We start from the raw sequence: 22,730 nt of genomic DNA on the forward strand, positions 1-22,730 counted from the left end.
GCGGCACGCCGCCGCGGGGCCGGCGGTCGGCCGCAGTGCCCCGGCCGGACGCCCACCGGTGCCCACCGGCTGCCCGCCGCGAAGCCGCCCCACGGGGTGCGGGCGCCCGCGGCGCCGGGCCCGACCGGGCCGGCCCGGCACTTCGTGGCAGCCGCCGCCGGACGCCTCGGGGCAGTCGCCCCGTCGCTCGACGTTCCGTGCACGGCTGTTCGCTTCGGCTTCCGGTACGACGGCCGTGGCCCCGGACGCGGACCCGGCCCCGCTACCGGGTGATCAGCCCCGCCAGCCCGTCCGCCAGCCGCAGGTACTCCTCGGGGCGGTTGTAGAGCTGGGCGCTGATCCGCAGGATGCCGCCGCCCTGCCAGGGGCGGACCGCGATCCGGGTGTTCAGGCCCCTGTGGACGGCGACCATCAGGGCTTTCGCGGCGTGCTCCTGCTCGGCGACGCCGGGCGGGAGGCGGACGGTGCGCATGCCCAGGCCGGGGACGTCCGGCAGGGCCCGCAGCCCGGCCCGTTCGACCAGCAGCCGCTGGCCGTGCGCGGCCAACCCCGCGTTGTGGGCGCGCAGTTGCTCGGCGCCGATCCGGTTCAGCAGCGCGAAGCCGGCCGGGGCGGCCAGCCAGGGGGTGTAGTCGAAGGTGCCGCGCCACTCGACCCGCCGGGGGAAGCCGCGGTCGTGCTCCCAGGAGAACGTCAGCGGGCGCACCCGCGGCCGCCAGGGCCGGTCGACGGCGAGGACGGCGGCGGCGCGCGGGGCGAAGGCCCACTTGTGCAGGTTGCCGACCCAGAAGTCGGCGCCGCCGGCCGCGCCGCCGAGGTCGACGGGCAGCGCGCCGGGGGCGTGCGCGGCGTCGACCACGGTGACCACGCCGCGCGAGCGCAGTGCGGCGAGCAGCGCGGGGGTGGCGACGGTGCGGGCGGTGGGCGAGGTGACCAGGTCGAGGACGGCGACCCTGGTGCGCGGGGTGACGGCGGCCAGCACGCGTTCGGCGACGGCCTCCTCGTCGGGGGCGTGCGGGGAGATCCGCACGCGGCGCACCGCGGCGCCGGCCTCGGCGGCCCGGCGTTCGGCGGCCCGGGTGACCACGCCGTAGCCGTGGTCGGTGACCAGGACCTGGTCGCGTTCGCCGAGCGGGATCGAGTCGAGGGCGACGGCGACGCCCTCGGTGACGTTGGTGACCAGGGCGAGCCGGGCGGGGTCGCCGCCGAGCGCGGTGGCGATCTCGGTGCGGGCCCGGCCGACCCGGTCGGGGGCGGTCAGGAAGAAGCCGTCGGGGTCGCGTTCCATCTCGGCGCGCAGTCCGGCCTGCCGGCGCTGGACCGGGACGGGGACGGCCCCGTACGAGCCGTGGTTGAGATGGGCGGTTCCGGGGTCGAGGGTGAACAGGGTGCTGCTGCCGCGCAGCGGGGCGGGCGGTTCGGCGCCCCCGGCGGGCCGGTCGGCGCCGTCGGCACGGGCACCCGGGCGTTCCGGTGCCGTGCGCGGGTTCCCCGGATTCTTCATCTCCACCATCCAGGTGCTGTGTGACATTTCACACCGCATACTTCTAGCCGAAGCGGGCCCGGCACGGCAACCATCGGCGGGTGACCCACACCGACCCCTACCTCGCGCTGAGCGCCGCAACCGGCCGCTTCAGCTACGGTGCCCCCCGCGCCGTCACCCTCTCCGCCGACGCGGACCGCGCGCTGTTCCTGCGCTCGACCGGCGCCACCGACCCGGTCGAGCGCCTGTGGCTGTACGACCTGGCCACCGGTCGGGAGCGGCTGGTGGCCGACCCGGCGGCGATCGACCCGGCCCGCACCGGCGCCGCCTCGGCACTGCCGCCGCTGGAGCGCCGGCTGCGCGAGCGGATCCGGCTCTGGGCGCCCGGCATCGGCTCGTTCGCGGCCACCGGCGACCTCGGGCAGGCCGTCTTCGCGCTGGACGGCCGGGTCTTCCGGTGCGACACCGCCACCGGCACCAGCACCGAACTGCCGGTGGTGGCACCGGCGTTCGACCCCCGCCCGAACGCCGACGGCTCGGTGGTGGCGTACGTCGCCGACGGGGCGCTGCACCTGACCCCGGGCGGCCGGATCAGCCCGGCGGACGGCGCGCTGTGGGGCGTGGCCGAGTTCGCCGCCCAGGAGGAGCTGGGCCGGCTGCGCGGCCACTGGTGGGCGCCGGACGGCACCGCCCTGCTGGCCGCCCGGGTGGACGAGTCCGCCCTGCCGCTGCGGCACTTCGCCGACCCGGCGCACCCGGAGCTGGCCCCGGAGTCCTTCGCCTACCCGCAGGCCGGCGGCCCGAACGCGGACGTCCAGCTGTGGGTGCTGCGCCCGGGCGGCGCGGCGACGCGACTGCGCTGGGACACCGCCGGGTTCCCGTACCTGATGGCGGCCGGCTGGGAGGGCGGCGGCGAGATCCTGCTGACCGTCGCGGACCGGCTGCAGCAGAACGTGCTGCTGCTGACCGCCGATCCGGCCACCGGCGCGACCCGCGAACTGAGCCGCACCGAGGACGAGTTCTGGGTCGACCCGCTGCCCGGCACCCCGCTGCGGCTGGCCGACGGCCGGGTGCTGACCTCCGCGGACACCCCGGCGGCCCGCGGCGTCGCGCTGGACGGCAAGATCCTCACCGACGAGCGCCTGCAGGTGCGCCGGGTGGTCGGCCCCTGGCGCGACGGCCGGCTGCTGATCGAGGCGGGCGACGGCGACCCGGCCGACCAGCACGTCTTCCTGCTCGACCCGGACACCGGCGCGCTGGAGAAGCTCACCGCGGGCGCGGGCGTGCACGCGGTGGCGGCCCACGCCCAGGGCGTGCTGCTGCTCACCTCGGCCTCGCTGGACGGGATCCGCCGCGAGCTGCGAACTCCGGCCGGCAGCACCGACTTCCCCGACCTGACGGCCGAACTCCCCTACCGCCCTCGGCCGTTGCTGGCCCGGGTGACCGAACTCGGCCTGCCCACCGCGGTGCTGTACCCGCGCGGCCACCGGGCGGGCCGCAAGCTGCCGGTACTGCTGGACGTGTACGGCGGCCCGGGCTTCCAGGTGATCGCCAACGAGCCGCGCCGCTGGCAGCCCAAGCAGTGGTGGGCCGACCAGGGCTTCGCGGTGGTGACGGTGGACAACCGGGGCACCCCGTTCGTCTCGCCGGACTTCACCCGGGCGATCTTCCGCCGCTTCTCGCAGGTCGCGCTCGACGACCAGGTGGCCGCGCTCCGGGCGCTCGGCGCCGCCCACCCGGACCTGGACCTGGAACGGGTCGGGGTGCGCGGCTGGTCGTACGGCGGCTACTTCGCGGCGCTCGCGGTGCTGCGCCGCCCGGACGTGTTCCACGCGGCCAGCGCGGGCGCCCCGCCCACCGACTTCCGGCGGTACGACACCGCGTACACCGAGCGCTACCTGGGCCTGCCGCAGGACAACCCGCAGGGGTACGCCGCGGACTGCCTGATCGGCGACGCGCCGGGGCTGAGCCGTCCGCTGCTGCTGGTCCACGGCCTGGCGGACGACAACGTGCACCCCGCGCACACCCTGCTGCTGTCCGAGGCGCTGACCCGGGCGGGCCGGGAGCACGGCCTGCTGGTGCTGCCGGGAGTGAGCCACATGGCGCCGGACGGGGTGCTGGAGCGGATCGCCGTCCAGGAACTCGCCTTCCTGCGCCAGGAACTGGGCGCCACCCCTTCCCAGTAGTGGATGACATGTGAAATATTACCGATCGTCCATCCGTCCACCCTGCAGAGGAGCGGGTCACTTGCGCAGACTTCCCACAGCCCTCATGGCTGCGCTGACCACCGGTGCGATAGCACTGACCACCACCCCCGCGTTCGGCCAACCCACCAAGCCCGCCGTCGAGTCGACGGCCCAGCAGGGCGCGGACGGCCGGGAGGCGCCGCCCTCCCCGGTGCCGCCGCAGGAGAGGACCCGGCAGGCCCTCAAGGCCCGGGCCCTGGAGCAGGTCAACCAGGGCGGGGTCGCCGAGGACGGCAGGAGCGCGCCGGCCAAGGTGAAGATCGGCAACGACTACGTCCAGCTGGCCAGGCAGCGCACCGACAAGGTGTTCGTGATCCTCGCCCAGTTCGGCGACCAGGTCGACAGCACCACCCAGTACGACGGCCGGGCCCGCTACGGCGGCGCCCCCGGCCCGAAGCACAACGCCATCCCGAAGCCGGACAGGAGCGACACCCACACCTACTGGGAGAGCGACTTCAGCCGGGACTACTACCAGAAGATGTTCTTCGACGACGCACCCGGCGCGAACTCGATGCGCAACTTCTACCGCACCCAGTCCTCCGGCCGGTACGACCTCCAGGGCACCGTCTCCGACTGGGTGACCGTGCCGTGGAACGAGGCCCGCTACGGCTCCAACAAGGGCCCGCAGGGCGGCGGCGCCTGGACGCAGGCCCAGGAGTTCGTCCGGGACGCCACCGAGGCGTGGTACGACGGCGAGATCGCCGAGGGCCGCACCCCGGCCGACGTCCGGGCGGAGCTCGCGCAGTACGACACCGAGGACCGCTACGACCACGACAAGGACGGGAACTTCGACGAGCCGGACGGCTACCTCGACAACGTGGTCGTGGTGCACGCCGGCGTCGACGAGACCTGGGGCGGCGGTGCCCAGGGCGCCGACGCCCTGTGGGCGCACCGCAGTTGGGCCTTCCCGGACCCGACCGGCCGGACCGGCCCGGCGGGCAACAGGATCGGCGGCGCGCCGGTCGGCGACTCCGGCTTCTACGCCTACGACTACGTGCAGGCGGGCGAGAACAGCGGCGTGGGCCTGTTCGCCCACGAGTTCGGCCACAACCTCGGCCTGCCCGACCTGTACCCGACCACCGGCGGCGACAACTCGGTCGGCTTCTGGTCGCTGATGTCCTCCGCCTCCTACCTGGGCAAGGGCAAGAACAGCACCGGCGCGTACCCGGGCGACCTGGACGCCTGGAGCAAGCTGCAGCTGGGCTGGCTCGACTACGAGGAGGCCCGGGCGGGCACCCGCTCCAGCCACACCCTGGGCGTCAGCGGCTACCGCACCGACCGGGCGCAGGCCGTCCTGGTGCACCTGCCGCCGAGCACCACCACCACCTCGCTGGCCACCCCGTACGAGGGCGGCAAGCAGTGGTGGAGCGACACCGGCGACAACCTGGACGCCGCGCTCTCCCGCACCGTCGACCTGACCGGCGCCGCCGCCTCGGCCGCGCTGGACGCCGCCGCCTGGTGGGACACCGAGCAGGACTACGACTTCCTCTCGGTCGAGGCGTCGGCCGACGGCGGCCGGAGCTGGACGCCGCTGCACGGCACCGTCGACGGGCAGCCGATCGGCGACACCACCGCGCTGACCCCGGGCCTGAGCGGCAGCTCGGGCGGCTGGCGGCAGCTGCACGTCCCGCTGGACGCCTACCTGGGCCAGAGCGTGCAGGTGCGCTTCCACGTCACCTCGGACTCCAACACCCACGGCCGGGGCGTGCTGGTCGACGCCGTGCGACTGACCGCCGACGGCACGACGGCGCTGGCGGACGGCGCGGAGCACGGCGGCGACGCGGGCTGGGCGCAGGCCGGCTTCTCGGTGATCGAGGGCAAGGACGCGGTCAAGCAGCACCCGCGGGCGTACCTGGTGGAGAACCGCCGCTACGCCGGCTACGGCGCCTTCCTGAAGACCGGCCCGTACAACTTCGGGTACGCGGGCGTCGCCGGGAAGGCGAACGTGATCGACACCTACCCGTACCAGGAGGGCGTGCTGGTGTGGCTGTGGGACACCGCCTACGGCGACAACAACACCGCCGACCACCCGGGCGGCGGCCTGATCCTGCCGGTGGACGCGCACCCGGGGGCGCTGCGGTTCGCGGACGGCTCGGTCACCAACGGGCGCTCGCAGCCGTACGACGCGGCCTTCTCGCTGAAGCCGACCACCTCGTTCACCCTGCACAAGGCGGGCGCGGCCACCGTGGTGCCCTCCGAGCCGGCGGTGCCCGCGTTCGACGACCGCACCGGGGTGTACACCGACCCGGCGATCCCGCAGCTCGGGGTGAAGGTGCCGGACACCGGCACGAGGATCGAGGTCGTCCGGGAGGCCCAGGGCGGCAGGCTCACCACCGTCGAGGTGGGTCCGACCGCCTGACCGGGGCGTGATCTACTGGAACCCCGCAGGTCGGCAGCTTGTAAAGACTTCTTTCTAAAGCTAGCTTTAGAACATGAGCGAAGAGCTGCCGGCCGTCCGGCTCACCGACCCGCGCGCCCTGCGCGCCTACGCCCATCCCACCCGGATGGCACTGGTGGGCCTGCTCCGCCTGCACGGGCCGCTGACCGCGACCCGGGCGGCGGAGCTGCTCGGCACCGAATCGGTGGCGAGCTGCTCCTTCCACCTGCGCCAACTGGCCAAGTACGGCCTGGTGGAGGAGGCGGGCGGCGGGCGCGGCCGGGAGAAACCCTGGCGCGCGACCGCCGCCTCCACCAGTTGGGACGCCTCCCCCGCCGACCCCGAGCAGGCCGCGGCCGCCGAGGCCCTGCAACGGGCCGTGCTGGACGGCTACTTCGCCCGCGCCACCGGCTGGCTGCTGCACCGCGGCGCCGACACCCCCGAGTGGCGCGAGGCCGCCTCCTTCGACGACAGCGCCGTCCTGGTCACCCCGGCAGAGCTGGCCGAACTCACCGCCCGCATCGAGGAGTTGACCCGCCCCTACGTGGAACGGCTGGGCAGCTCCGGCCCGCCCCCCGAGGGCGCCCGCCCGGTCCAGCTGATCCGGCTGGCCGTCCCCTTCGGCACCCCGGAAGGACAGCGGCCGTGACCCTCCTCGACGCCCGCCCGGCCGCCGCCGTCCGCCGCCGGATACCCGAGCTGCTGCGCGAACCGGCCTTCCGCCGCTACTGGGCCGGCCAGACCGTCTCCTCACTCGGCGACCAGATCACCCTGCTGGTCGTCCCGCTGATCGCGGTCTCCGCGCTGCACGCCGACGCCGCCCAGATGGGCTACCTCTCCGCCGCCGGGTACCTCCCCTACCTGCTGCTCTCGCTGCACGCGGGCGGCTGGGCCGACCGCTACGGGCGCCGCCGCCGGGTGATGATCGCCACCGACCTGGCCCGCGCCGCCGTCCTGCTGACCGTCCCGCTGGCGTACGCCGCCGGGGTGCTGACCCTGGTCCAGCTGTACGCGGCGGTGCTGGCCGTCGGCACGCTGTCGGTGTTCTTCAACGTCTGCAACCCGCCGCTGTTCGTCGCCCTGGTCCCCGCCGACCAGTACCTGCGCGGCACCGCGCTGATCAACGGCAGCCGGGCCGCGACCTACGTGGCCGGACCCGGCCTCGGCGGCCTGCTGGTCCAACTCCTCGCCGCCCCGCTGGCGCTGGTCGTCGACGCGCTCTCCTTCCTGGTCTCCGCCGCCTTCCTGCGCCGGATCGACCCGGTCGAACCGCCGCCCGCCGACCAGGAGCACGGCGGCACCGCCGAGGGCATGCGCTGGATCCGCCGCGACCCGGTGATCCGGGCCACCCTGCTCGGCACCGCCACCGTCAACCTGTTCACCTTCGTCATCGGCGCGCTGTTCGTCCTCTACGCCACCCGCGAACTGCACTTCAGCGCGGGCCTGCTGGGCGCCGTGATGGCCGCCGCCGCGGTCGGCACGCTGCTCGGCGCGGCGGTCACCGGACGGCTGTCGGCCCGGATCGGCATCGGCCCGGCGCTGCTGTTCGGCCTGGTGCTCTTCCCCGCCCCGCTGCTGCTGTTCCCGCTGGCCGGCGGCTCGGTCACCGCTTCGGCGGCGCTGCTGTTCGGCGCCGAGTTCCTCTCCGGCGTCGGCGTGATGATCCTCGACATCACCGCCGGCGCGGTCTTCGCCGCCTGCATCCCCGACGCCCTGCGCTCCCGCGTCTCCGGCGCCTACCAGGCGGTCAACTACGGCGTCCGGCCGCTGGGTTCGCTGCTCGGCGGCCTGCTCGGCAGCGCCCTGGGCCTGCGCCCCGCGCTGTGGATCGCCGCCGTCGGCGCGGTCTGCTCCGGCCTGTGGGTGCTCTTCTCGCCCATCCCCCGGATGCGCGAACTCCCCGTCCAGGACGGGCAGGAAGGCTCGGAGGGCTGAACCGCCCGCGCCGCGCCGCCTTCACCTGAACACTTCAAAATCCGCGAACCATAGCGCATTCGTGCATATGCCCGAGGGATATGGCGGAAAGTCTCGCCCTCACGTGGCGCCACCGGTAGCGTTGCGTCCTGGTCAGACTACCGCAGGTGAAGGCGGTGACGGCGACGCACCGTGCCCCCGCACGGTGGGGAGGGAACGCGGTTCGTGCCCGGGATCGAGGAGTGCCTTGCGGAAGCCATGGGGATCGGCGGCGCCCTGGGGGTCAGCCTGGTCGACTGGACCAACGGCCTGGCCATAGGCACCGCCGGACTCGGCCCCGACGGCGACCACGAGGTCGGGGCGGCCGACGCCACCGAGCTCGCCCGCGCGGTCACCCAGACCCCCTCGTTCGCCGACCCGGACACCGGGGCGCCGCCCGCCGAGGACGTCATCGTCACCTCCGGGGGCAACTACCACCTGCTGCGCTTCATCCCCGCGTCCTTCGACGCCAACGTCTTCCTCTACCTGCGGCTGGACCGGGACCTCGCCAACCTGGCGATGGCCCGGCTGCGCCTGGCCGCCATCGCCGACCGGCTGGTGCTCTCCTGATGTGGTCCGCCGACACCCTCGCGCCGACGGCCCCCGCGCCGCCGCTCCCCCCCGTGCCGTCCGTGCCGCCGCTGCTGGTGGCCTCCCCGGTCTCGGTGCACCGACTGGTGCCCGCGGCCGGGCGGTTCGGGGCCGCCGCGGCCGTCCCCGGCCCGTACCTGACGAACGGGCCGGTCACCGGCGAGTCCGTCCCCCCCGGGCCGGCCGCCACCGCCACGAGCGCCACCACTGCGAGCGTCACCGCCGTGCCCGTCACCGCCGAGAGCGTCTCCGCGCCCCCGGCCCCCCGGCCGCGGCGGACCCACGCCGCCGCCCCGCTCCCCCGGCGCCGGCGCTCCAGCTGCGCGCCCGCCACCACCTTCGAGGCCGCGCTGACCGACCTCGCCGCGGACGGCTCCACCGGCGCCCTGCACGGCCCGGGTGGCGCGGTGCACCTGGCCGGCGGGCTGGTGGTGCACGCCGAGGCGCCGGGCGCGGCGACCGTCGGCCACCTGCTGACCGGCGCCGGGCGGATCACCGTCCGCCAGTGGGAGGACGGCCTGCCGCTGGGCGCCGGGCGGCTCGCCGAATACCTGCTGGGCAGCGGACTGGTCGGCGCGGGCGAGCTCGAACTCGCCCGGCTGGCCGCCACCCTGGACGGCGCCCAGGAGGCGCTGGCCCAGCACGACGGGGAACTGCGCTTCGACCCGGCCGCCGTCCCGGCGTTCCGGCTGGCCCGCCCGCTGTCGGTGCTGGAGCTGCGCGGCGCGATCGGCCGCCGCCGCTCGCTGCTGGACGGCTGCTGGCCGTCCGCCGACCTGGACCGCGCCCCGCTGCTGGCCACCGGCGCCGCCCCGACCCGCCGCACCGCGGTGCCGCGCCGCCGCCGGCAGGCGCTGCTGGCCGCGGCGGACGGCACCCGCACCGCGCCCGAGCTGGCCCGGCTGCTGGGGCGCTCCACCTACGGCACGCTGCTGGACGTCCGGCAGTTGGCCGCCGCGGGGCTGCTGACCGCCCCCCGGCCGGCCGCCGTCCCCGACCCGCCCCCGGCCGCCGTGCCGCAAGCCGCGCCGCCGGACGTGCTGTTGCCGCCCGGCCCGCGCTCCTACGACTCCTCGGACCCGGAGGTGGGCCTGCTGCTCCGACTACGCGCTGCCCTGGAGGCCCTGTGACCGCCCCGCTCGCCCGCCCCGTCCCGCCGACCGAGTCATGAAGCGGACCTTTCGACAACTGACCGCGAGGAGGACCCCCGTGCTGCCGGAAGCCGAGGTGCAGGCCGAACTGCAGGGCCTGCGGGCGAGGATCCCGCACCTGACCGGCTCGCTGGTGGCGACCATCGACGGTCTGGTGGTGGCGCACGACGCGTCCGCGCTGGAGGCGGAGAGCGTGGCCGCACTGACCGCCGCCGCGCTCGGCGTGGGCTCCCGGCTCACCGAGGCGACCGGGCAGGGCGCCTTCCGGGAGCTGATCACCCGCGGCGAGCGCGGCTACACCGCGACGTACGCGGCCGGCGCGTACACCGTGCTGACCCTGCTGGCCGGTTCGCAGGCCAACGTGGGGCGGCTGCACCTGGAGGCCCGCCGGGCCGGGGCCCGGATAGCGGCCCTGGCCGACGCCGACCTCGACCGGACGACCTTCTGACCCCCGCCCCGGCCTCCGCCCCACCCCCCGACGCTCATCTCACCATGCAACACACCCGTCGCAGCAAGGATCTGACGGGTCGTCAATTCCTTTCACGGAAGAGGTACTTGAAAAAAATGGCTGCTGTGGAAACCGCGCTGAAGGACATCATGAGCGCGATCGAGGGCACCATCGGTGTCGCCCTGGTCGACTACAACAGCGGAATGGCGCTGGGCACCATCGGCGGCGGTGCGGACCTCGACCTGAACGTCGCGGCCGCGGGCAACACCGACGTGGTGCGGGCCAAGCTGCGCGCGATGGAGCTGCTGAACCTGAACGAGGCGATCGAGGACATCCTGATCAGCCTCTCCACCCAGTACCACCTGATCCGGCCGCTGACCTCGCGCACCGGCAAGGGCCTGTTCCTGTACCTGGCGCTGGACCGGAACCGGGCCAACCTGGCGATGGCCCGGCACCAGCTGAAGAAGGTCGAGGCCGACCTGGAGGTGTGACCCTCCGGCTCGGCCCCGACCGGCTACCTGCGCAGGGTGAGCAGACCCCCGGTGGGGACGTGGACGGACAGCTCCGTCCCGCCGACCGGGGTCTGCGCCCGGGCGACCGTACCGCCCAGGCAGTCCTGCACCAGCAGGTCGACGGTGCCGGGCGCGCGGTCGAACCCGATCCGCACCAGGGTGTCCTGGTCGGCGTTGGCGACCAGCAGCAGTTCCCACCCGCCGTCGGCCCGCAGCGGCAGCGGCGCGTAGCGGCCGAAGGCCCGCCGGGCGCCGTTCCGGGCCTCGATCACCGGGTAGGCCAACTCGGGCCGGTGCGGGCGCAGTTCGCCGCGCTGGAGCAGCTCGCGGTGCTCCTTCATGACGCTCAGCCAGAACGCCAGGGCGGTCAGCTGGTCGGCGTTCTGGGCGGTGAGGTCGACGGAGACCTGGGCGGTGGCGAACAGCACCGACTGGAGCAGGACGGCGATCTGCTCGGGGCTCTCCTGCGGGTGCCAGGTCAGCGGGTCGGCGTGCACGGCGAGCGGTCCGGCGGTGAGCCGCAGGTCGGCGGTGCGGACCCGGTTCTCGACCGCGCCGTGCGGGCAGTCGGTGGCCCGGACCATGGTGGCGTAGGGCCACAGGCCGGGGCCCGTGCAGTCCTGGCGGTGCTCGACCAGGACGTCGGGGCGGGTGGCCCGCAGCCGGGCGTCGAGTGCGGCGAGCAGCTTCTGCACGCCCTCCGCGACGGTGGCGCAGTCGGCTTCCGGGGAGGCGGTGTCGGGTGCGGCGCCGGGTGCGGGCCTGCGGGCGAAGGTGTCGACGAAGTCGACCTTGAGGCCGTCCGCGCCGTGCTGTTCGACGGCGGCGGCGAGCCGTTCCACCTGGTGGGCCCGGACGGTGGGGCTGCGCGGGTCGAGCAGGGAGGTCTCCAGCAGCGGCAGGTGGGCGAGGGTGTGCCCGGCCAGCCGCTCGGCGGCGGCGCTGCGGTCGCCGGCGAACGGGATCGCGTGCCAGAGCAGGTAGCTCAGGCCGAGGTCCTGGATCCGGCGGACGTGTCCGGCGAAGTCGGGGAAGCCGTGCGGGGCGGGCTGCCAGTCGCCGGTGGTGGCGTAGGAGCGGGTGCGTTCGTCGGTCTGCCAGCCGTCGTCGACGATCAGCGAGCGGAAGCCGAGCGGGGCGGCGAGTTCGGCGAGCCGTTCGACGTCGGCGGAGGTCATCGCCAGGTGCAGCGCGTACCAGGTGCAGAACACCGGCTCGAAGGCCCGGCCGGGGACGGGCCGGACGGGGGCGAGGGTGGCCCACCAGGCGGCGGACTCCCGTACGGTGTCGGCGAAGTGGCGTCCGCTGAGGTCGAGGCGGAGCGCGGCGCGCGGGCCGTCCTGTTCGATCCACCAGCTGTACCGGCCGGTCTCCTCGACGGCGCCCTCGCCGATGGTGACGGGGCGGACGGGTTCGCCGACCGCGAAGGTGCACAGGGCGGCGTCGCCGGGGCCGACCAGGCTGCCGACGGGGGCGCCCTTGGGCAGTGAGGCTTCCCGGGGTCGGGACCAACTCGGGGGCAGCCAGCGGGCGTTGGCCTCGGGGGTCCAGTAGCCGGTGGCGCCGGTGCAGGGCAGCTGCCATTCGATCCGCAGCCGGGCGTCCGGGGTGTCGGCGGTGGCTTCGACCAGCAGCACGCCGGGGCCGGCCGGTTCGGTGACGGTGACGGCGGGGGCGGTGGCGCTGCCGACGGCGGTGACCCGCAGCACGAGCGGTCCGGCGTCGACGGTGCGGGAGGTCTCGGTGCGGCCGGACGGCGGTGCGGAGCCGTCCCAGGACAGCGCGGCGTTCTCTTCCACGGGGCGGTGGTTCCTTTCACGGGGTGGACCCGCCCCGGCCGGCCGCGGAAGCGGTCGGACGGCCGGCCGGGGCGGGAGCGCGGTGGTGCTACTCCGGGAAGTGGCAGGCCACTTGGCGTTCCGGGGCGGTGAGGGTGAGCGGCGGCGCTTCGGTCCGGCAGAGGGCCTGGGCCTTGGGGCAGCGGGGGTGGAAGGTGCAGCCGCTGGGCGGGTTGGCGGGGCTGGGCGGGTCGCCGAGCAGGACGATGCGTTCGCGGGTGCGTTCGGCGGCCGGGTCGGGCAGCGGGACGGCGGACAGCAGCGCCTTGGTGTAGGGGTGCGCGGGGTGGTCGTAGACCTGCCGCTTGTCGCCGATCTCGACGATCCGGCCGAGGTACATGACGGCGACCCGGTGGCTGATGTGCTTGACCACGGCGAGGTCGTGCGCGATGAACACGTAGGCGACGCCGAGTTCGCGCTGGAGGCGTTCCATCAGGCCGACGATCTGGGCCTGGATGGAGACGTCGAGCGCGGAGACGGGTTCGTCGGCGACGACGAGTTCGGGGCGGGTGGCGAGGGCGCGGGCGATGCCGATGCGCTGGGCCTGGCCGCCGGAGAACTGGTGCGGGTAGCGCTCCAGGTGTTCGGGGGCGAGGCCGACCAGCTGGACCAGGTCGCGGACCTCGGCCCGGATCCGCTGCCTGCCCTCGCCCTGGGCGCGCAGCGGTGCGGCGATGATCTGCTGGACGGTCTGCCGCGGGTTGAGCGAGGCGAACGGGTCCTGGAAGATCATCTGGAACCGGCTGCGCAGCGGCCGCAGTCGGTGCTGCGGGGTGCGGGTGATGTCCTGGCCCCGGAAGCTGACCCGGCCGGCGGTCGGGTCGAGCAGCCGGACCAGCATCCGTCCGGTGGTGGACTTGCCGCAGCCGGACTCGCCGACCAGGCCGAGCGTCTCGCCGGGGCGTACGTCGAAGGTGACGCCGTCGACGGCGCGGACGCCGGGCCGGCGGCGCAGGGTGCCGCGCGGGCCGGGGAAGGTCATGCCGAGGTCGTGGACGCTGAGCAGGGCTTCGGGCGTGCCGGGGTCCGCGGCGTCGGCGAGGGGGGCGGTCTCGGTGGTCATGCGGTCACCTCGTCGAGGACGCACGCGCTGCGGTGGCCGTCGGCGACGGTGCGCAGCGGCGGGCGGTCGCCGGTGCAGCGGGCGTCGGGTTGGGCCGCGTAGACGGCGCAGCGCGGGTGGAAGGCGCAGCCGGCGGGCGGGGCGAGCAGGGAGGGCGGGCTGCCGGGGATGGAGCGGAGTTCGGCGCCGTCCTCGGCGTCGAGGCGGGGCAGCGAGTCGAGCAGGCCGCGGGTGTAGGGGTGCCGGGGGGTGGTGAAGAGGGTGTCGGCGGGGGCCTGTTCGGCGGCGGATCCGCCGTACATGACGAGGACGTCGTCGGCGACCCGGGCGATGACGCCGAGGTCGTGGGTGATCATGACGATGCCGAGTCCGCGTTCCTGCTGCAGGCGCATCAGGAGTTCGAGCACCTGGGCCTGGACGGTGACGTCGAGGGCGGTGGTGGGTTCGTCGGCGATGACCAGGTCGGGTTCGCAGGACAGCGCGAGGGCGATCATGGCGCGTTGGCGCATGCCGCCGGAGAACTGGTGCGGGTACTCGCCGGCCCGGCGGGCGGGTTCGGGGATGCCGACGTCGCCGAGGACGTCGACGGCGCGGGCCCGGGCGGCCTTGCGGCTGCCGCCGAAGTGTTCGCGGTACGCCTCGGCGATCTGGTCGCCGACGGTGAAGTAGGGGTGCAGGGCGGTGAGGGCGTCCTGGAAGACCATCGCCATCTTGCGGCCGCGGAGCTTGCGCAGGTGCTCGTCGGGGGCGCCGATGAGTTCGGTGCCGTCGAGCCGGGCGGAGCCGGTGACGGTGGCGCCGCGGTGCAGGCCCATGACGGCGAGCGAGGTGACGGACTTGCCGGAGCCGGATTCGCCGACGATGCCGAGGGTGCGGCCGCGTTCGACGGTGAAGTCGACGCCCTTGACGGCCCGTACGGTGCCTTCCTCGGTGGTGAACTCGACCGCGAGGTCGCGCACGTCGAGCAGCGGGTGGGAGGTCATGACAGCCTCGCCCTCGGGTCGATCCAGGCGTAGACGAGGTCCACGACCAGGTTGGAGCTGATGATGAAGAAGGAGGCGAGCAGGGTGATGCCCATGATCACAGGCTGGTCGGCCTTGTTGAGCGAGTCGGCGAAGAGTTTGCCGATGCCGGGGAGGCTGAACAGCGATTCGGTGATGAGCGCGCCGGCCAGCAGTCCGCCGAGGTCCATGCCGAGCATGGTGGCGACGGGGGTGAGGGCGGGTCGCAGTCCGTGCCGGCCGACGACGCGGCGTTCGCGCAGGCCCTTGGCGCGGGCGGTGCGGACGTACGGTTCGGCCATCGTCTCGATGACGGAGTTGCGGGTCATCCGGGCGTAGAGGGCGGCGTTCAGCAGGGCGAGGGTGATCCAGGGCAGGATCAGGTTGGTGACCCACTGGCCGGGGTTCTCGCCGAAGGCGATGTAGCGCGGGTAGGGGAGGATCCCGGCGACCGTGACGACCAGGTAGAGCAGGATCATCGCGGTGAAGTAGACCGGCAGGGCGGCGATGCCGATGGTGCCGATCATCAGGGTGCGGTCGAGCCGGCTGCCGCGGCGCAGCGCGGAGAGGACGCCGGCGCCGACGCCGAGGAGGAGCCAGAGCACGGCGGCGCCGAGGGCGAGCGAGACGCTGGTGGGCAGCCGGTCCGTCATCAGGTCCCAGACGGGCTGGGCGGACTGGAAGGAGTAGCCGAAGCAGGGGAAGTCGCACTGGACGGCGTACGGGCCGGTGCCGTAGGAGCGGCCGGCGAAGATCGCGGTGACGTAGTGCCAGAACTGGACGATCAGGGGGTCGGCCAGGCCGAGTTGCTGCCGGACGAGTTCGATCCGGTCGGCGGAGCAGTCCTTGCCGCAGAACTGGGCGGCGGGGTCGCTGGGCAGCAGGTAGAAGACGGCGAAGGTGAGGGCGCAGACCGCGAGCAGGGTGGCGGCCATCGCCAGGACGCGCCGGAGCAGGAATCCGATCACGTCCGGCTGCCCTTCGGGTCGAGGGCGTCCCGCAGGGCGTCGCCGACCAGGGTGAAGGCCAGGACCACCAGGAACAGGCAGGTGCTGGGCAGGATGAAGAACATCGGGTCGACCTTGTAGTAGAGCACCGCGTCGGAGATCATCTGGCCCCAGGAGGGGGTGGGCGGGCGGATGCCCACGCCGAGGAAGGACAGCGCCGCCTCGGTGCCGATCAGGCCGGGGACGGCGAGGGTGACGTAGACGATGACGGTGCCGGTGAGGTTGGGGAGGATCTCGCCGAACAGGATGCGGCGGTTGGTGGTGCCGCTGGCGCGGGCGGCCTCGACGTACTCGCGGTGCTTGAGCGAGAGGGTCTGGCCGCGCACGACGCGGGCGATGTAGGGCCAGGAGAAGAGCGACATCACGCCGATGAGCAGGAGCACCCGGTTGACGTCCCGGGCGACCGAGAGCAGCGCGATCATGAAGATCAGGCTAGGAAAGGACATCATGACGTCCATGAAGCGGCTGATCACGGCGTCGACGCGGCCGCCGAAGTAGCCGGCGGTGATGCCCAGGACGGTGCCGATCAGGGTGATCAGCAGGGCGGAGACGAAGGCGACCAGCAGGCTGATCTGGGCGCCGTGGAGCAGCCGGGCGAAGATGTCGCGGCCGAGCATCGGTTCGACGCCGAGCCAGTGCTCGGGGCTGATGCCGCCGAGGGAGCCGCGGGGCAGGCCGCCGAGGTAGGGGTCGACGGCCTTCTTGTCGATGGTGTCCGGGCCGGTGCCGCTGATCGCGGTGAGGACCGGGGCGAGGACGGCCGCCAGGACGAAGAAGGCGATGATCGCGGCGCCGACGATGGCGGTGCGCTGGCGGCGCAGGCGGTGCAGGGCGAGGGCCCAGGGGGAGGCGGGGGCGGCGGGTGCCCGGGGGGCGTCCGGGGCCCCCGCTCCCCCGGCCGGGGCCGGGGCGAGCGGAGTGGTCATGTGGGGAACTCCCGCCTTACTTAACGGACTTGAGGCCGATGGTCGCGTAGTCGATCTGCGCGGACCAGATCGGCGAGCCGAAGGCGCCGGCGATGTTGGAGCCGACCAGCAGCGGCTTCTTCTGCCAGACCAGCGGGACGGCGGGCGAGGCGTCCATGATCTTGGCGTCGAGGGCGAGCCAGGCGGAGTTGGCCTGCTGGAGGTCCGACAGGCCGGCGATCCGGTCGAGTTCGGCGTTGACCTCGGGGTCGTTGAACCGGGTCATGTTGCCGTTGTTGCCCTTGTCGCGGATCTGCCGGCCGTCGTAGATCATCGGCAGGAAGGTGCCGGCCGACGGGTAGTCCGGACACCAGCCGAGCTGGGCCAGGCCGGGCTGCTTGTCCTTGTCGCCGACGATGGAGTTGACGGCGGTGGGGTCGACGGTGGTGATGGTGACGTTGACGCCGACCCGCTTGAGGGCGGCCTGGACCGCCTCGGCCTGCTGCTTGCCGCCGGTGGAGGTGACCATCTCGGTGTCGAAGCCGTTCGGGAGGCCGGCCTCGGTGAGCAGCTGCTTGGCCTTCTCCGGGTCGCCCGCGGGCTTGATCATGAAGTGGTCGACCGGGGCGCCGTTGGTGAGCACCGGCGGCAGGTAGGTGGTGGCGATGTCGTTGAACGCCGGGCCGCCCATGGCGGCGGCGAAGGACTCCTTGTCCACCGCGTACTGCATGGCCCGGCGCACCTTGGCGTTGTCGAACGGCGCCTTGGTGGTGTTCATGTCGAGCATGGTGGTGCAGCCGCCGTTCTCGCTGATCAGGCGGCTCTTGACGTCCGGGTTGGTGAGCACCTCGGAGATCTTGGCCGGCGTCAGGTCGACGTACGAGACGGCGTTCTCGTCGTCGCCCTGGTCGGCGATCAGGCGGTCGGCGATGCCGGTGCCCTTGAGGGTCTGGTCGACGACGATCCGGTCCGGGTACGCCTTGCGCACCGGGTCGGTGCCCGGGTCCCAGTGGGTGTTGCGGACCAGCACCATGCGCTTGCCGCGGTCGTAGCTCTCGATCTTGTAGGGGCCGGAGGAGACCGGGTGGTTGGAGTAGTTGGCGCCGGTCTCCTTGGCCTGCGGGACGGGCGAGAAGGTCGGCAGGGTGACGGTCTGGCCGAACTCGGCGACCGGGCGCTTGAGGTGGAAGACGATGGTCTTGGCGTCCGGGACCTCGATGGAGTCCTTGCCCAGGCGCCGGCCGCCGAGCGGGCCCTGGTAGCCGTCGACGCCGGCCAGGTAGCGGGCCGCGTAGTCGGGGCCGCCGGCCAGTTCGGCGGAGAACGAGCGCTCGACGTTGTACTTGATGTCGTCGGCGACGATCGGGGTGCCGTCCTCGTACGTGAGGCCGTCCTTCAGGTGGAAGGTCCAGGTCCTGGCGCCGTCGCTGGGGGTGCCGAGGTCGGTGGCCAGGTCGGGCTCGACCTTGAGGCCCTCGGCACCGGGGGCGGCCTTGAAGGTGGTCAGGGTGCGGTAGAGCATCCGGACGCCGACGTCCATGACCGGCATGGTCCAGTTGCGGGCCGGGTCGAGCTGGTCGAAGTCCTGGTTCGACAGGATGGTGAGGGTGCCGCCCTTCACCGGCGTGCCGCCGATGATGCCGTTGCCCTGGGTGGTCACGCCCTGCTGGTCGCCGCTGCCGCCGTCACCGCCGCCGCTGTCACTGCCGCACGCACCGAGGCCGAGGGTGAGGGATGCCGCGATGGCCGCCGCCAGGGCGACGTGGGAACGCCTGTTCATGTGCAACTCCGGGAATGGGGGCCGGCCTGCCGTTCAACGGGGGGGATCCGTGCCGCCCGGAGTCTGGCCCGCTCTGAGGTGTGACCCGTAACATAGTAATGTGAAATTGCACTGCGCAACGAGGGGGCGGGACCGTTATCGACCCGTGTCATTGCGGCGCCCGCCCCCGCGCGGCGAGTCCCTTTCCCGCCAAGCACGTTGTCCCAGCTCAACCAGGTCTCAGGAGCCCCGACGATGACCGACCAGCCCACCCTGAACACCGGCAGCCACGACCTCCCGGTCACCCCCGCGCTGGAGGCCCACATGGCCGGCCAGTGGGCCGCCACCCCGCTGCCCGCTGACGAACGCGTCCCCGGCTACGCCCACTTCCCGGCCCGGCGCGCCAAGCTCGCCGCCGCCTTCCCCGGCGAGCGCCTGCTCGTCCCCGCCGGCCGGTTGAAGGTCCGCAGCAACGACTGCGACCACCGCTTCCGCCCCCACAGCGCCTACGCCCACCTCACCGGCCTGACCGGCGAGGAGCAGGTCGGCCACGTCCTGGTGGTCGAGCCGGACGGCGAGCCGGTCCTCTACCTGCGCCCCCGCTCGGACCGCTCCGGCGGCTCCGCCGAGTTCTACCGCGACCGCCGCTACGGCGAGTTCTGGGTCGGCCGGCGCGCCGACCTCGCCGAGGCCGCCCGGCTCACCGGCCTGCGCACCGCCCACCTCGACGACCTGCCCGGGCTGTTCACCGGCTCCGTCCCCACCCGCCTGCTGGCCGGCGTCGACCCGGTCCTGGACGCGCTGGCCGGCCGGCCCGGCGCCGAACACGCCCTGCCCGACGGCCGGTTCGCCGCCGCCACCGCCGAACTGCGGCTGGTCAAGGACGCCTGGGAGGTCGAGCAGCTCCAACTCGCCGTCGACCACACCACCGCCGGTTTCGAGGACGTCGTGCGCGCGATCCCCGCCGCGCTGCGCCACCACCGCGGCGAACGCCTGCTGGAGGGCGCCTTCAACAGCCGCGCCCGCGCCGAGGGCAACGGCACCGGCTACGAGACCATCGTCGCCTCCGGCGCGCACGCCTGCGTGCTGCACTGGATCCGCAACGACGGCCCGCTCGACCCCACCGAGCTCCTCCTGCTCGACGCCGGCGTGGAGACCGACAGCCTCTACACCGCCGACGTCACCCGCACCCTCCCGCTGTCCGGCACCTTCACCCCCGCCCAGCGCGACGTCTACGAACTCGTCCTGGCCGCGCAGAGCGCGGGCATCGCCACCCTCCGCCCCGGCGCCTCCTTCCGCGAGTTCCACCGGGCCGGCATGCGCGTCATCGCCGAGGGCCTCGCCGAGTGGGGCCTGCTCCCGGTCTCCGCCGAGGAGGCCCTGCACGAGGACTCCGGCCTCTACCGCCGCTACACCCTCTGCGGCAGCGGCCACATGCTCGGCCTCGACGTGCACGACTGCGCCAAGGCCCGCGCCGAGACCTACCTGGACGGCGTCCTGGAGGAGGGCATGGTCCTCACCGTCGAGCCCGGCCTCTACCTCCAGCCCGACGACCTCACCCTCCCCGCGGAGCTGCGCGGCATCGGCGTCCGGATCGAGGACGACCTGGTCATCACCGCCGACGGCGCCCGCCTGATGTCCGGCGCCCTCCCCCGCGAGGCCGCCGCCGTCGAGTCCTGGATGGGCGACCTGCTGGGCTGAGCCGCTACCCCCGCAGCGCCTCCCGCCACAACTCCCGGGTGACGTCCGCCGCGGAGCCCTCGCGGGCCGCGCGGTGGGCGGTGCCCGCCCACAGGTGCATCGCCGCCAGGTCCTCCCGGCGCCCGGCGGCCGCCCTGAGCGGCTGGGTCAGGTGGTGCACCTCCGGGTACGCCGCCGGCGCCCGCCCCTCGTGCCGCTCGGTGAACGCGTTGCGCAGCGCGCGGGCCGGGCGCCCGGTGAAGGCCCGGGTGACGGTGGTGGCGTCGAGTTCGACCAGGGCCCGGCGGTGCGCGGCCGAGGCCCCGGACTCCGCGGTGCGCAGGTACGCGGTGCCGAGCTGGGCGGCGACCGCCCCCGCGTCCAGGGCGGCGGCGACGGCCGCCCCGTCCCCCAGCCCGCCGGCGGCGATCAGCGGGAGCGGGGTCACTTCCCGCACCGCGGCCAGGAGTTGCAGCAGCGGCAGGGTCCCGGGCTCGTCCTGCGCCCGGTGGGTGGCGCGGTGCCCGCCCGCCTCGGGGCCCTGGACGACCAGCGCGTCGAGGCCGAGCGCGGTGGCGGCGCGGGCCTCCCGGGGGCTGGTGACGGTGCCGAGTTGGCGGATGCCCGCGGCCCGGAGGGCGGTGACCTCGGCGGCCCCGGGCAGCCCGAAGGTGTACGACACCCAGGCGACGCCCGGGGTGGGGCCGTGCAGCAGCGCGTCGAGTTTGGCGTCCCAGTCGTCCCGGTCCGGCGGGATCGCGGCGGGCAGCTCGACGCCCCACCGCCGGGCCTCCGGCAGCAGCCGCTCCCGGTAGGCGGCGACCGGCCCGGGATCGGCCGGCGGCCCGGGGACGAACAGGTTGACGCCGAACGGCCGGTCGGTCGACTCCCGCGTCCGGGCGATCTGTTCGACCATCCCGCCGGCGTCCCGGTAGCCCGCGGCGAGGAAGCCGAGGCCGCCCGCCCCGTTGACGGCGGCGACCAGCGCGGGCGTGCTCGCCCCGCCCGCCATCGGCGCGGCCACCAGCGGGACCGTCCACCCGAAGTCCATTGCGTGCTCCTCGAAGAAACCGTCCGGCGCTCCTGCGCGTCCACCCTATGTCCGCGCACCGGCCGCCCGCGGGAGCTCCCCCGGTGACCGCCCCCGCCTACCCCTACGTCGGCCCCCGGACATCCGCACCGCCGCCCGCACCGCGCCGCCGGGCGTCCCGGTCGGCTCGGCCGCGGAACTCGCCGCCTGGCTCGCCCGGCAGCCGGACCCGGCCGGCCCGTTCACGTACACGGTCGGGACGGACGGGGTGCTGCGGCTCGCGGACCGGCGCAGCGAGCACGTGGCGTGCGCGGGCGGCGCGGCGGTGCTCGGCGCGGGCGAGGTCGCCTTCGCCCCCGGGCGCCGGGTGGCGGAGGTGTCGAACCTGTCCACCGGTTACTGCCCGGACACCGCGTGCTGGCCGGCCGTCGCGGCGGCCCTCGAACGGGCCGGCGCGTCGCACCCGGGCGGCTTCACCTACTCGGCGGTGTTCCGGCGCTGCACCGGCTGCGGGGAGGTTTCACTGGTGCGGGAAGGGTTCTTCGTGTGCGTCTTCTGCGAGGCCGACCTGCCGGAGCACTGGAACGTCACCCCCTCGGAGGCGTGACCGGCGTCACATCCGCAGCCTGTCACACCGGCGGTCGCGGCGGGGTCAACCTTTCAGAAGCGCGGAACACACCGGCGCTGAACACCAAGGAGTCACCAACCGTGAACGCTCGTCTCAACTACTTCGGCAACCCGCTCGGCGCGAAGTTCCTGAAGTACATCAACTCGGCCGGCCACGCCCTGGGCCTGTCCGCGCTGCCGGCGGCGACCCAGGAGCTGGTGAAGATCCGCGCCAGCCAGATCAACGGCTGCGGCTTCTGCACCGACATGCACACCAAGGACGCCGCGCACGCCGGGGAGACCCAGACCCGGCTGAACCTGGTCGCCGCCTGGCGCGAGGCCAACGTCTTCACCGAGGCCGAGCGGGCCGCCCTGGAGCTCACCGAGCAGGGCACCCGGATCGCGGACGCCGCGGGCGGGGTCAGCGACGCCGCCTGGGCCGAGGCCGCCAAGCACTACGACGAGGACCAGCTGGCCGCGCTGGTCAGCCTGATCGCGCTGATCAACGCGTACAACCGGATCAACGTGACCATCCAGCAGCCCGCCGGGGACTACGTCCCGGGCCAGTTCGCCTGATCCACCCCGCCGGGTCGCCGGACGCCCAGGCCCCCGCCCCCTCCGGGGCCAGGGCGTCCGCCCCGCCTCCCCCTCCTTCCGCCTCCCCCGCTCAGGATCCGCCGCGGCCCCGGAACCGGTAGCCCTCGGGGCCGCCGTCGCCTTCGCCGTGCACCGCCATGCCGCAGCCGGCGCCCCGGCCGGACGGCGGCACCCGGCCGTCCCCGGCCCGGCGGGCCACCTCCGCGACCCGCGCCGCCGTCGGGCGCCCGGTGCCGAACAGTTCCACCGCCTCGGCCCCCTCCGCCGGCCGGACCGCACCGGTCCGCTCCTCGTCCGCCGGGCCGCGCACCACTCCGGCCGCGTCGAGCACGCCGTGCGGGCCGCCCTCCTCCTCCAGCCGGTCCAGCGCCCGCCGCGGGTCCGGGTGGTACGGCGTCGGGTGCGCCCACGGGCCCGCCCCCACGCCGCTACGCCTCCCCCCGGGCCGCCGCCCCTGCGGCCACCGTCCCTGCGGCCACCGAC

The 22,730-nt window shown here is 74.4% G+C and carries 19 protein-coding genes and 1 pseudogene; 11 read left to right on the forward strand and 9 right to left on the reverse strand.

Features of this window, described 5'->3' with window-relative positions:
• Window positions 1-262: 262 nt before the first annotated feature.
• Window positions 263-1,531, reverse strand: a complete 1,269-nt coding sequence (locus ACWEO5_RS23325; protein WP_452164229.1) for an aminotransferase class V-fold PLP-dependent enzyme — start codon at window positions 1,529-1,531, stop codon at window positions 263-265.
• Between the two features lie 53 nt (window positions 1,532-1,584).
• Here ACWEO5_RS23325 and ACWEO5_RS23330 point away from each other — a divergent pair, with 53 nt between their 5' ends.
• From ACWEO5_RS23330 to ACWEO5_RS23365, 8 genes are all read left to right on the forward strand, one after another.
• Complete coding sequence (locus ACWEO5_RS23330; protein ID WP_452164231.1) at window positions 1,585-3,669, forward strand: prolyl oligopeptidase family serine peptidase; 2,085 nt, start codon at window positions 1,585-1,587, stop codon at window positions 3,667-3,669.
• An 85-nt stretch (window positions 3,670-3,754) separates the two neighbouring features.
• On the forward strand, window positions 3,755-6,088 hold the full coding sequence (locus ACWEO5_RS23335) for an immune inhibitor A domain-containing protein (RefSeq protein ID WP_452164233.1): 2,334 nt from the start codon (window positions 3,755-3,757) through the stop codon (window positions 6,086-6,088).
• Window positions 6,089-6,161: 73 nt separating this feature from the next.
• Window positions 6,162-6,755: a winged helix-turn-helix domain-containing protein gene (locus ACWEO5_RS23340; protein ID WP_452164234.1), complete on the forward strand. Its 594-nt coding sequence runs from the start codon at window positions 6,162-6,164 to the stop codon at window positions 6,753-6,755.
• Window positions 6,752-8,041: an MFS transporter gene (locus ACWEO5_RS23345; protein WP_452164236.1), complete on the forward strand. Its 1,290-nt coding sequence runs from the start codon at window positions 6,752-6,754 to the stop codon at window positions 8,039-8,041. The genes ACWEO5_RS23340 and ACWEO5_RS23345 overlap by 4 nt, the downstream gene beginning before the upstream one ends.
• 204 nt (window positions 8,042-8,245) lie before the next feature.
• Window positions 8,246-8,629: a hypothetical protein gene (locus ACWEO5_RS23350; protein ID WP_344552773.1), complete on the forward strand. Its 384-nt coding sequence runs from the start codon at window positions 8,246-8,248 to the stop codon at window positions 8,627-8,629.
• On the forward strand, window positions 8,629-9,780 hold the full coding sequence (locus tag ACWEO5_RS23355; protein WP_452164238.1) for a hypothetical protein: 1,152 nt from the start codon (window positions 8,629-8,631) through the stop codon (window positions 9,778-9,780). The genes ACWEO5_RS23350 and ACWEO5_RS23355 overlap by 1 nt, the downstream gene beginning before the upstream one ends.
• 79 nt (window positions 9,781-9,859) lie before the next feature.
• Window positions 9,860-10,249, forward strand: a complete 390-nt coding sequence (locus tag ACWEO5_RS23360; RefSeq protein WP_344552770.1) for a roadblock/LC7 domain-containing protein — start codon at window positions 9,860-9,862, stop codon at window positions 10,247-10,249.
• Window positions 10,250-10,365: 116 nt separating this feature from the next.
• Entirely contained in the window at window positions 10,366-10,740 is a 375-nt protein-coding gene (locus tag ACWEO5_RS23365; protein ID WP_452164239.1) for a hypothetical protein, read from the forward strand.
• 23 nt (window positions 10,741-10,763) lie between these two features.
• Here the strand turns inward: ACWEO5_RS23365 and ACWEO5_RS23370 are convergent, their stop codons facing one another.
• The 6 genes from ACWEO5_RS23370 to ACWEO5_RS23395 form a co-directional block, all read right to left on the reverse strand.
• Entirely contained in the window at window positions 10,764-12,560 is a 1,797-nt protein-coding gene (locus ACWEO5_RS23370) for a glycoside hydrolase family 36 protein (RefSeq protein ID WP_452164240.1), read from the reverse strand.
• Between the two features lie 88 nt (window positions 12,561-12,648).
• A complete protein-coding gene (locus ACWEO5_RS23375; RefSeq protein ID WP_452164241.1) occupies window positions 12,649-13,662 on the reverse strand; it encodes an ABC transporter ATP-binding protein in 1,014 nt (337 codons plus the stop codon).
• Complete coding sequence (locus ACWEO5_RS23380; protein ID WP_452164242.1) at window positions 13,659-14,645, reverse strand: ABC transporter ATP-binding protein; 987 nt, start codon at window positions 14,643-14,645, stop codon at window positions 13,659-13,661. The genes ACWEO5_RS23375 and ACWEO5_RS23380 overlap by 4 nt, the downstream gene beginning before the upstream one ends.
• Complete coding sequence (locus tag ACWEO5_RS23385; protein WP_452164244.1) at window positions 14,642-15,631, reverse strand: ABC transporter permease; 990 nt, start codon at window positions 15,629-15,631, stop codon at window positions 14,642-14,644. The genes ACWEO5_RS23380 and ACWEO5_RS23385 overlap by 4 nt, the downstream gene beginning before the upstream one ends.
• Window positions 15,628-16,596 (reverse strand): ABC transporter permease, encoded by a 969-nt coding sequence (locus ACWEO5_RS23390; RefSeq protein WP_452164245.1) that lies wholly within the window; start codon window positions 16,594-16,596, stop codon window positions 15,628-15,630. Before ACWEO5_RS23390 ends, ACWEO5_RS23385 begins: the two co-directional genes overlap by 4 nt.
• 16 nt (window positions 16,597-16,612) lie before the next feature.
• Window positions 16,613-18,355, reverse strand: a complete 1,743-nt coding sequence (locus ACWEO5_RS23395) for an ABC transporter substrate-binding protein (protein WP_452164246.1) — start codon at window positions 18,353-18,355, stop codon at window positions 16,613-16,615.
• Window positions 18,356-18,589: 234 nt separating this feature from the next.
• Between ACWEO5_RS23395 and ACWEO5_RS23400 the strand changes: the two genes are divergently transcribed.
• On the forward strand, window positions 18,590-20,035 hold the full coding sequence (locus ACWEO5_RS23400) for an aminopeptidase P family protein (RefSeq protein ID WP_452164247.1): 1,446 nt from the start codon (window positions 18,590-18,592) through the stop codon (window positions 20,033-20,035).
• Window positions 20,036-20,039: 4 nt separating this feature from the next.
• Here the strand turns inward: ACWEO5_RS23400 and ACWEO5_RS23405 are convergent, their stop codons facing one another.
• The gene (locus ACWEO5_RS23405) at window positions 20,040-21,065 is read right to left on the reverse strand and encodes a nitronate monooxygenase (RefSeq protein WP_452164248.1); all 1,026 of its coding nucleotides are present in this window, start codon (window positions 21,063-21,065) and stop codon (window positions 20,040-20,042) included.
• 247 nt (window positions 21,066-21,312) lie between these two features.
• Here ACWEO5_RS23405 and ACWEO5_RS23410 point away from each other — a divergent pair, with 247 nt between their 5' ends.
• Both ACWEO5_RS23410 and ACWEO5_RS23415 read left to right on the forward strand, forming a co-directional pair.
• Complete coding sequence (locus ACWEO5_RS23410) at window positions 21,313-21,651, forward strand: hypothetical protein (protein ID WP_452164249.1); 339 nt, start codon at window positions 21,313-21,315, stop codon at window positions 21,649-21,651.
• A 101-nt stretch (window positions 21,652-21,752) separates the two neighbouring features.
• Window positions 21,753-22,226 carry a carboxymuconolactone decarboxylase family protein gene (locus ACWEO5_RS23415; RefSeq protein WP_344552760.1) on the forward strand — a complete coding sequence of 158 codons (474 nt, stop codon included), beginning with the start codon at window positions 21,753-21,755 and terminating at the stop codon, window positions 22,224-22,226.
• A gap of 91 nt (window positions 22,227-22,317) precedes the next feature.
• On the opposite strand, the pseudogene ACWEO5_RS23420 reads toward ACWEO5_RS23415, so the two are convergent.
• A pseudogene (locus tag ACWEO5_RS23420) lies at window positions 22,318-22,730 on the reverse strand (hypothetical protein); the annotation flags it as partial.

The sequence above is a fragment of the Kitasatospora sp. NPDC004272 genome, assembly GCF_053603035.1.

What these genes read in the sequence shown, in the direction of transcription:
- ACWEO5_RS23405 (WP_452164248.1), bottom strand. Translation starts at nt 21,065, where the DNA reads ATGGACTTCGGGTGGACGGTCCCGCTGGTGGCCGCGCCGATGGCGGGC.
- ACWEO5_RS23395 (WP_452164246.1), bottom strand. Translation starts at nt 18,355, where the DNA reads ATGAACAGGCGTTCCCACGTCGCCCTGGCGGCGGCCATCGCGGCATCC.
- ACWEO5_RS23335 (WP_452164233.1), top strand. Translation starts at nt 3,755, where the DNA reads ATGGCTGCGCTGACCACCGGTGCGATAGCACTGACCACCACCCCCGCG.
- ACWEO5_RS23365 (WP_452164239.1), top strand. Translation starts at nt 10,366, where the DNA reads ATGGCTGCTGTGGAAACCGCGCTGAAGGACATCATGAGCGCGATCGAG.
- ACWEO5_RS23325 (WP_452164229.1), bottom strand. Translation starts at nt 1,531, where the DNA reads ATGTCACACAGCACCTGGATGGTGGAGATGAAGAATCCGGGGAACCCG.
- ACWEO5_RS23375 (WP_452164241.1), bottom strand. Translation starts at nt 13,662, where the DNA reads ATGACCACCGAGACCGCCCCCCTCGCCGACGCCGCGGACCCCGGCACG.
- ACWEO5_RS23340 (WP_452164234.1), top strand. Translation starts at nt 6,162, where the DNA reads ATGAGCGAAGAGCTGCCGGCCGTCCGGCTCACCGACCCGCGCGCCCTG.
- ACWEO5_RS23355 (WP_452164238.1), top strand. Translation starts at nt 8,629, where the DNA reads ATGTGGTCCGCCGACACCCTCGCGCCGACGGCCCCCGCGCCGCCGCTC.
- ACWEO5_RS23400 (WP_452164247.1), top strand. Translation starts at nt 18,590, where the DNA reads ATGACCGACCAGCCCACCCTGAACACCGGCAGCCACGACCTCCCGGTC.
- ACWEO5_RS23380 (WP_452164242.1), bottom strand. Translation starts at nt 14,645, where the DNA reads ATGACCTCCCACCCGCTGCTCGACGTGCGCGACCTCGCGGTCGAGTTC.
- ACWEO5_RS23390 (WP_452164245.1), bottom strand. Translation starts at nt 16,596, where the DNA reads ATGACCACTCCGCTCGCCCCGGCCCCGGCCGGGGGAGCGGGGGCCCCG.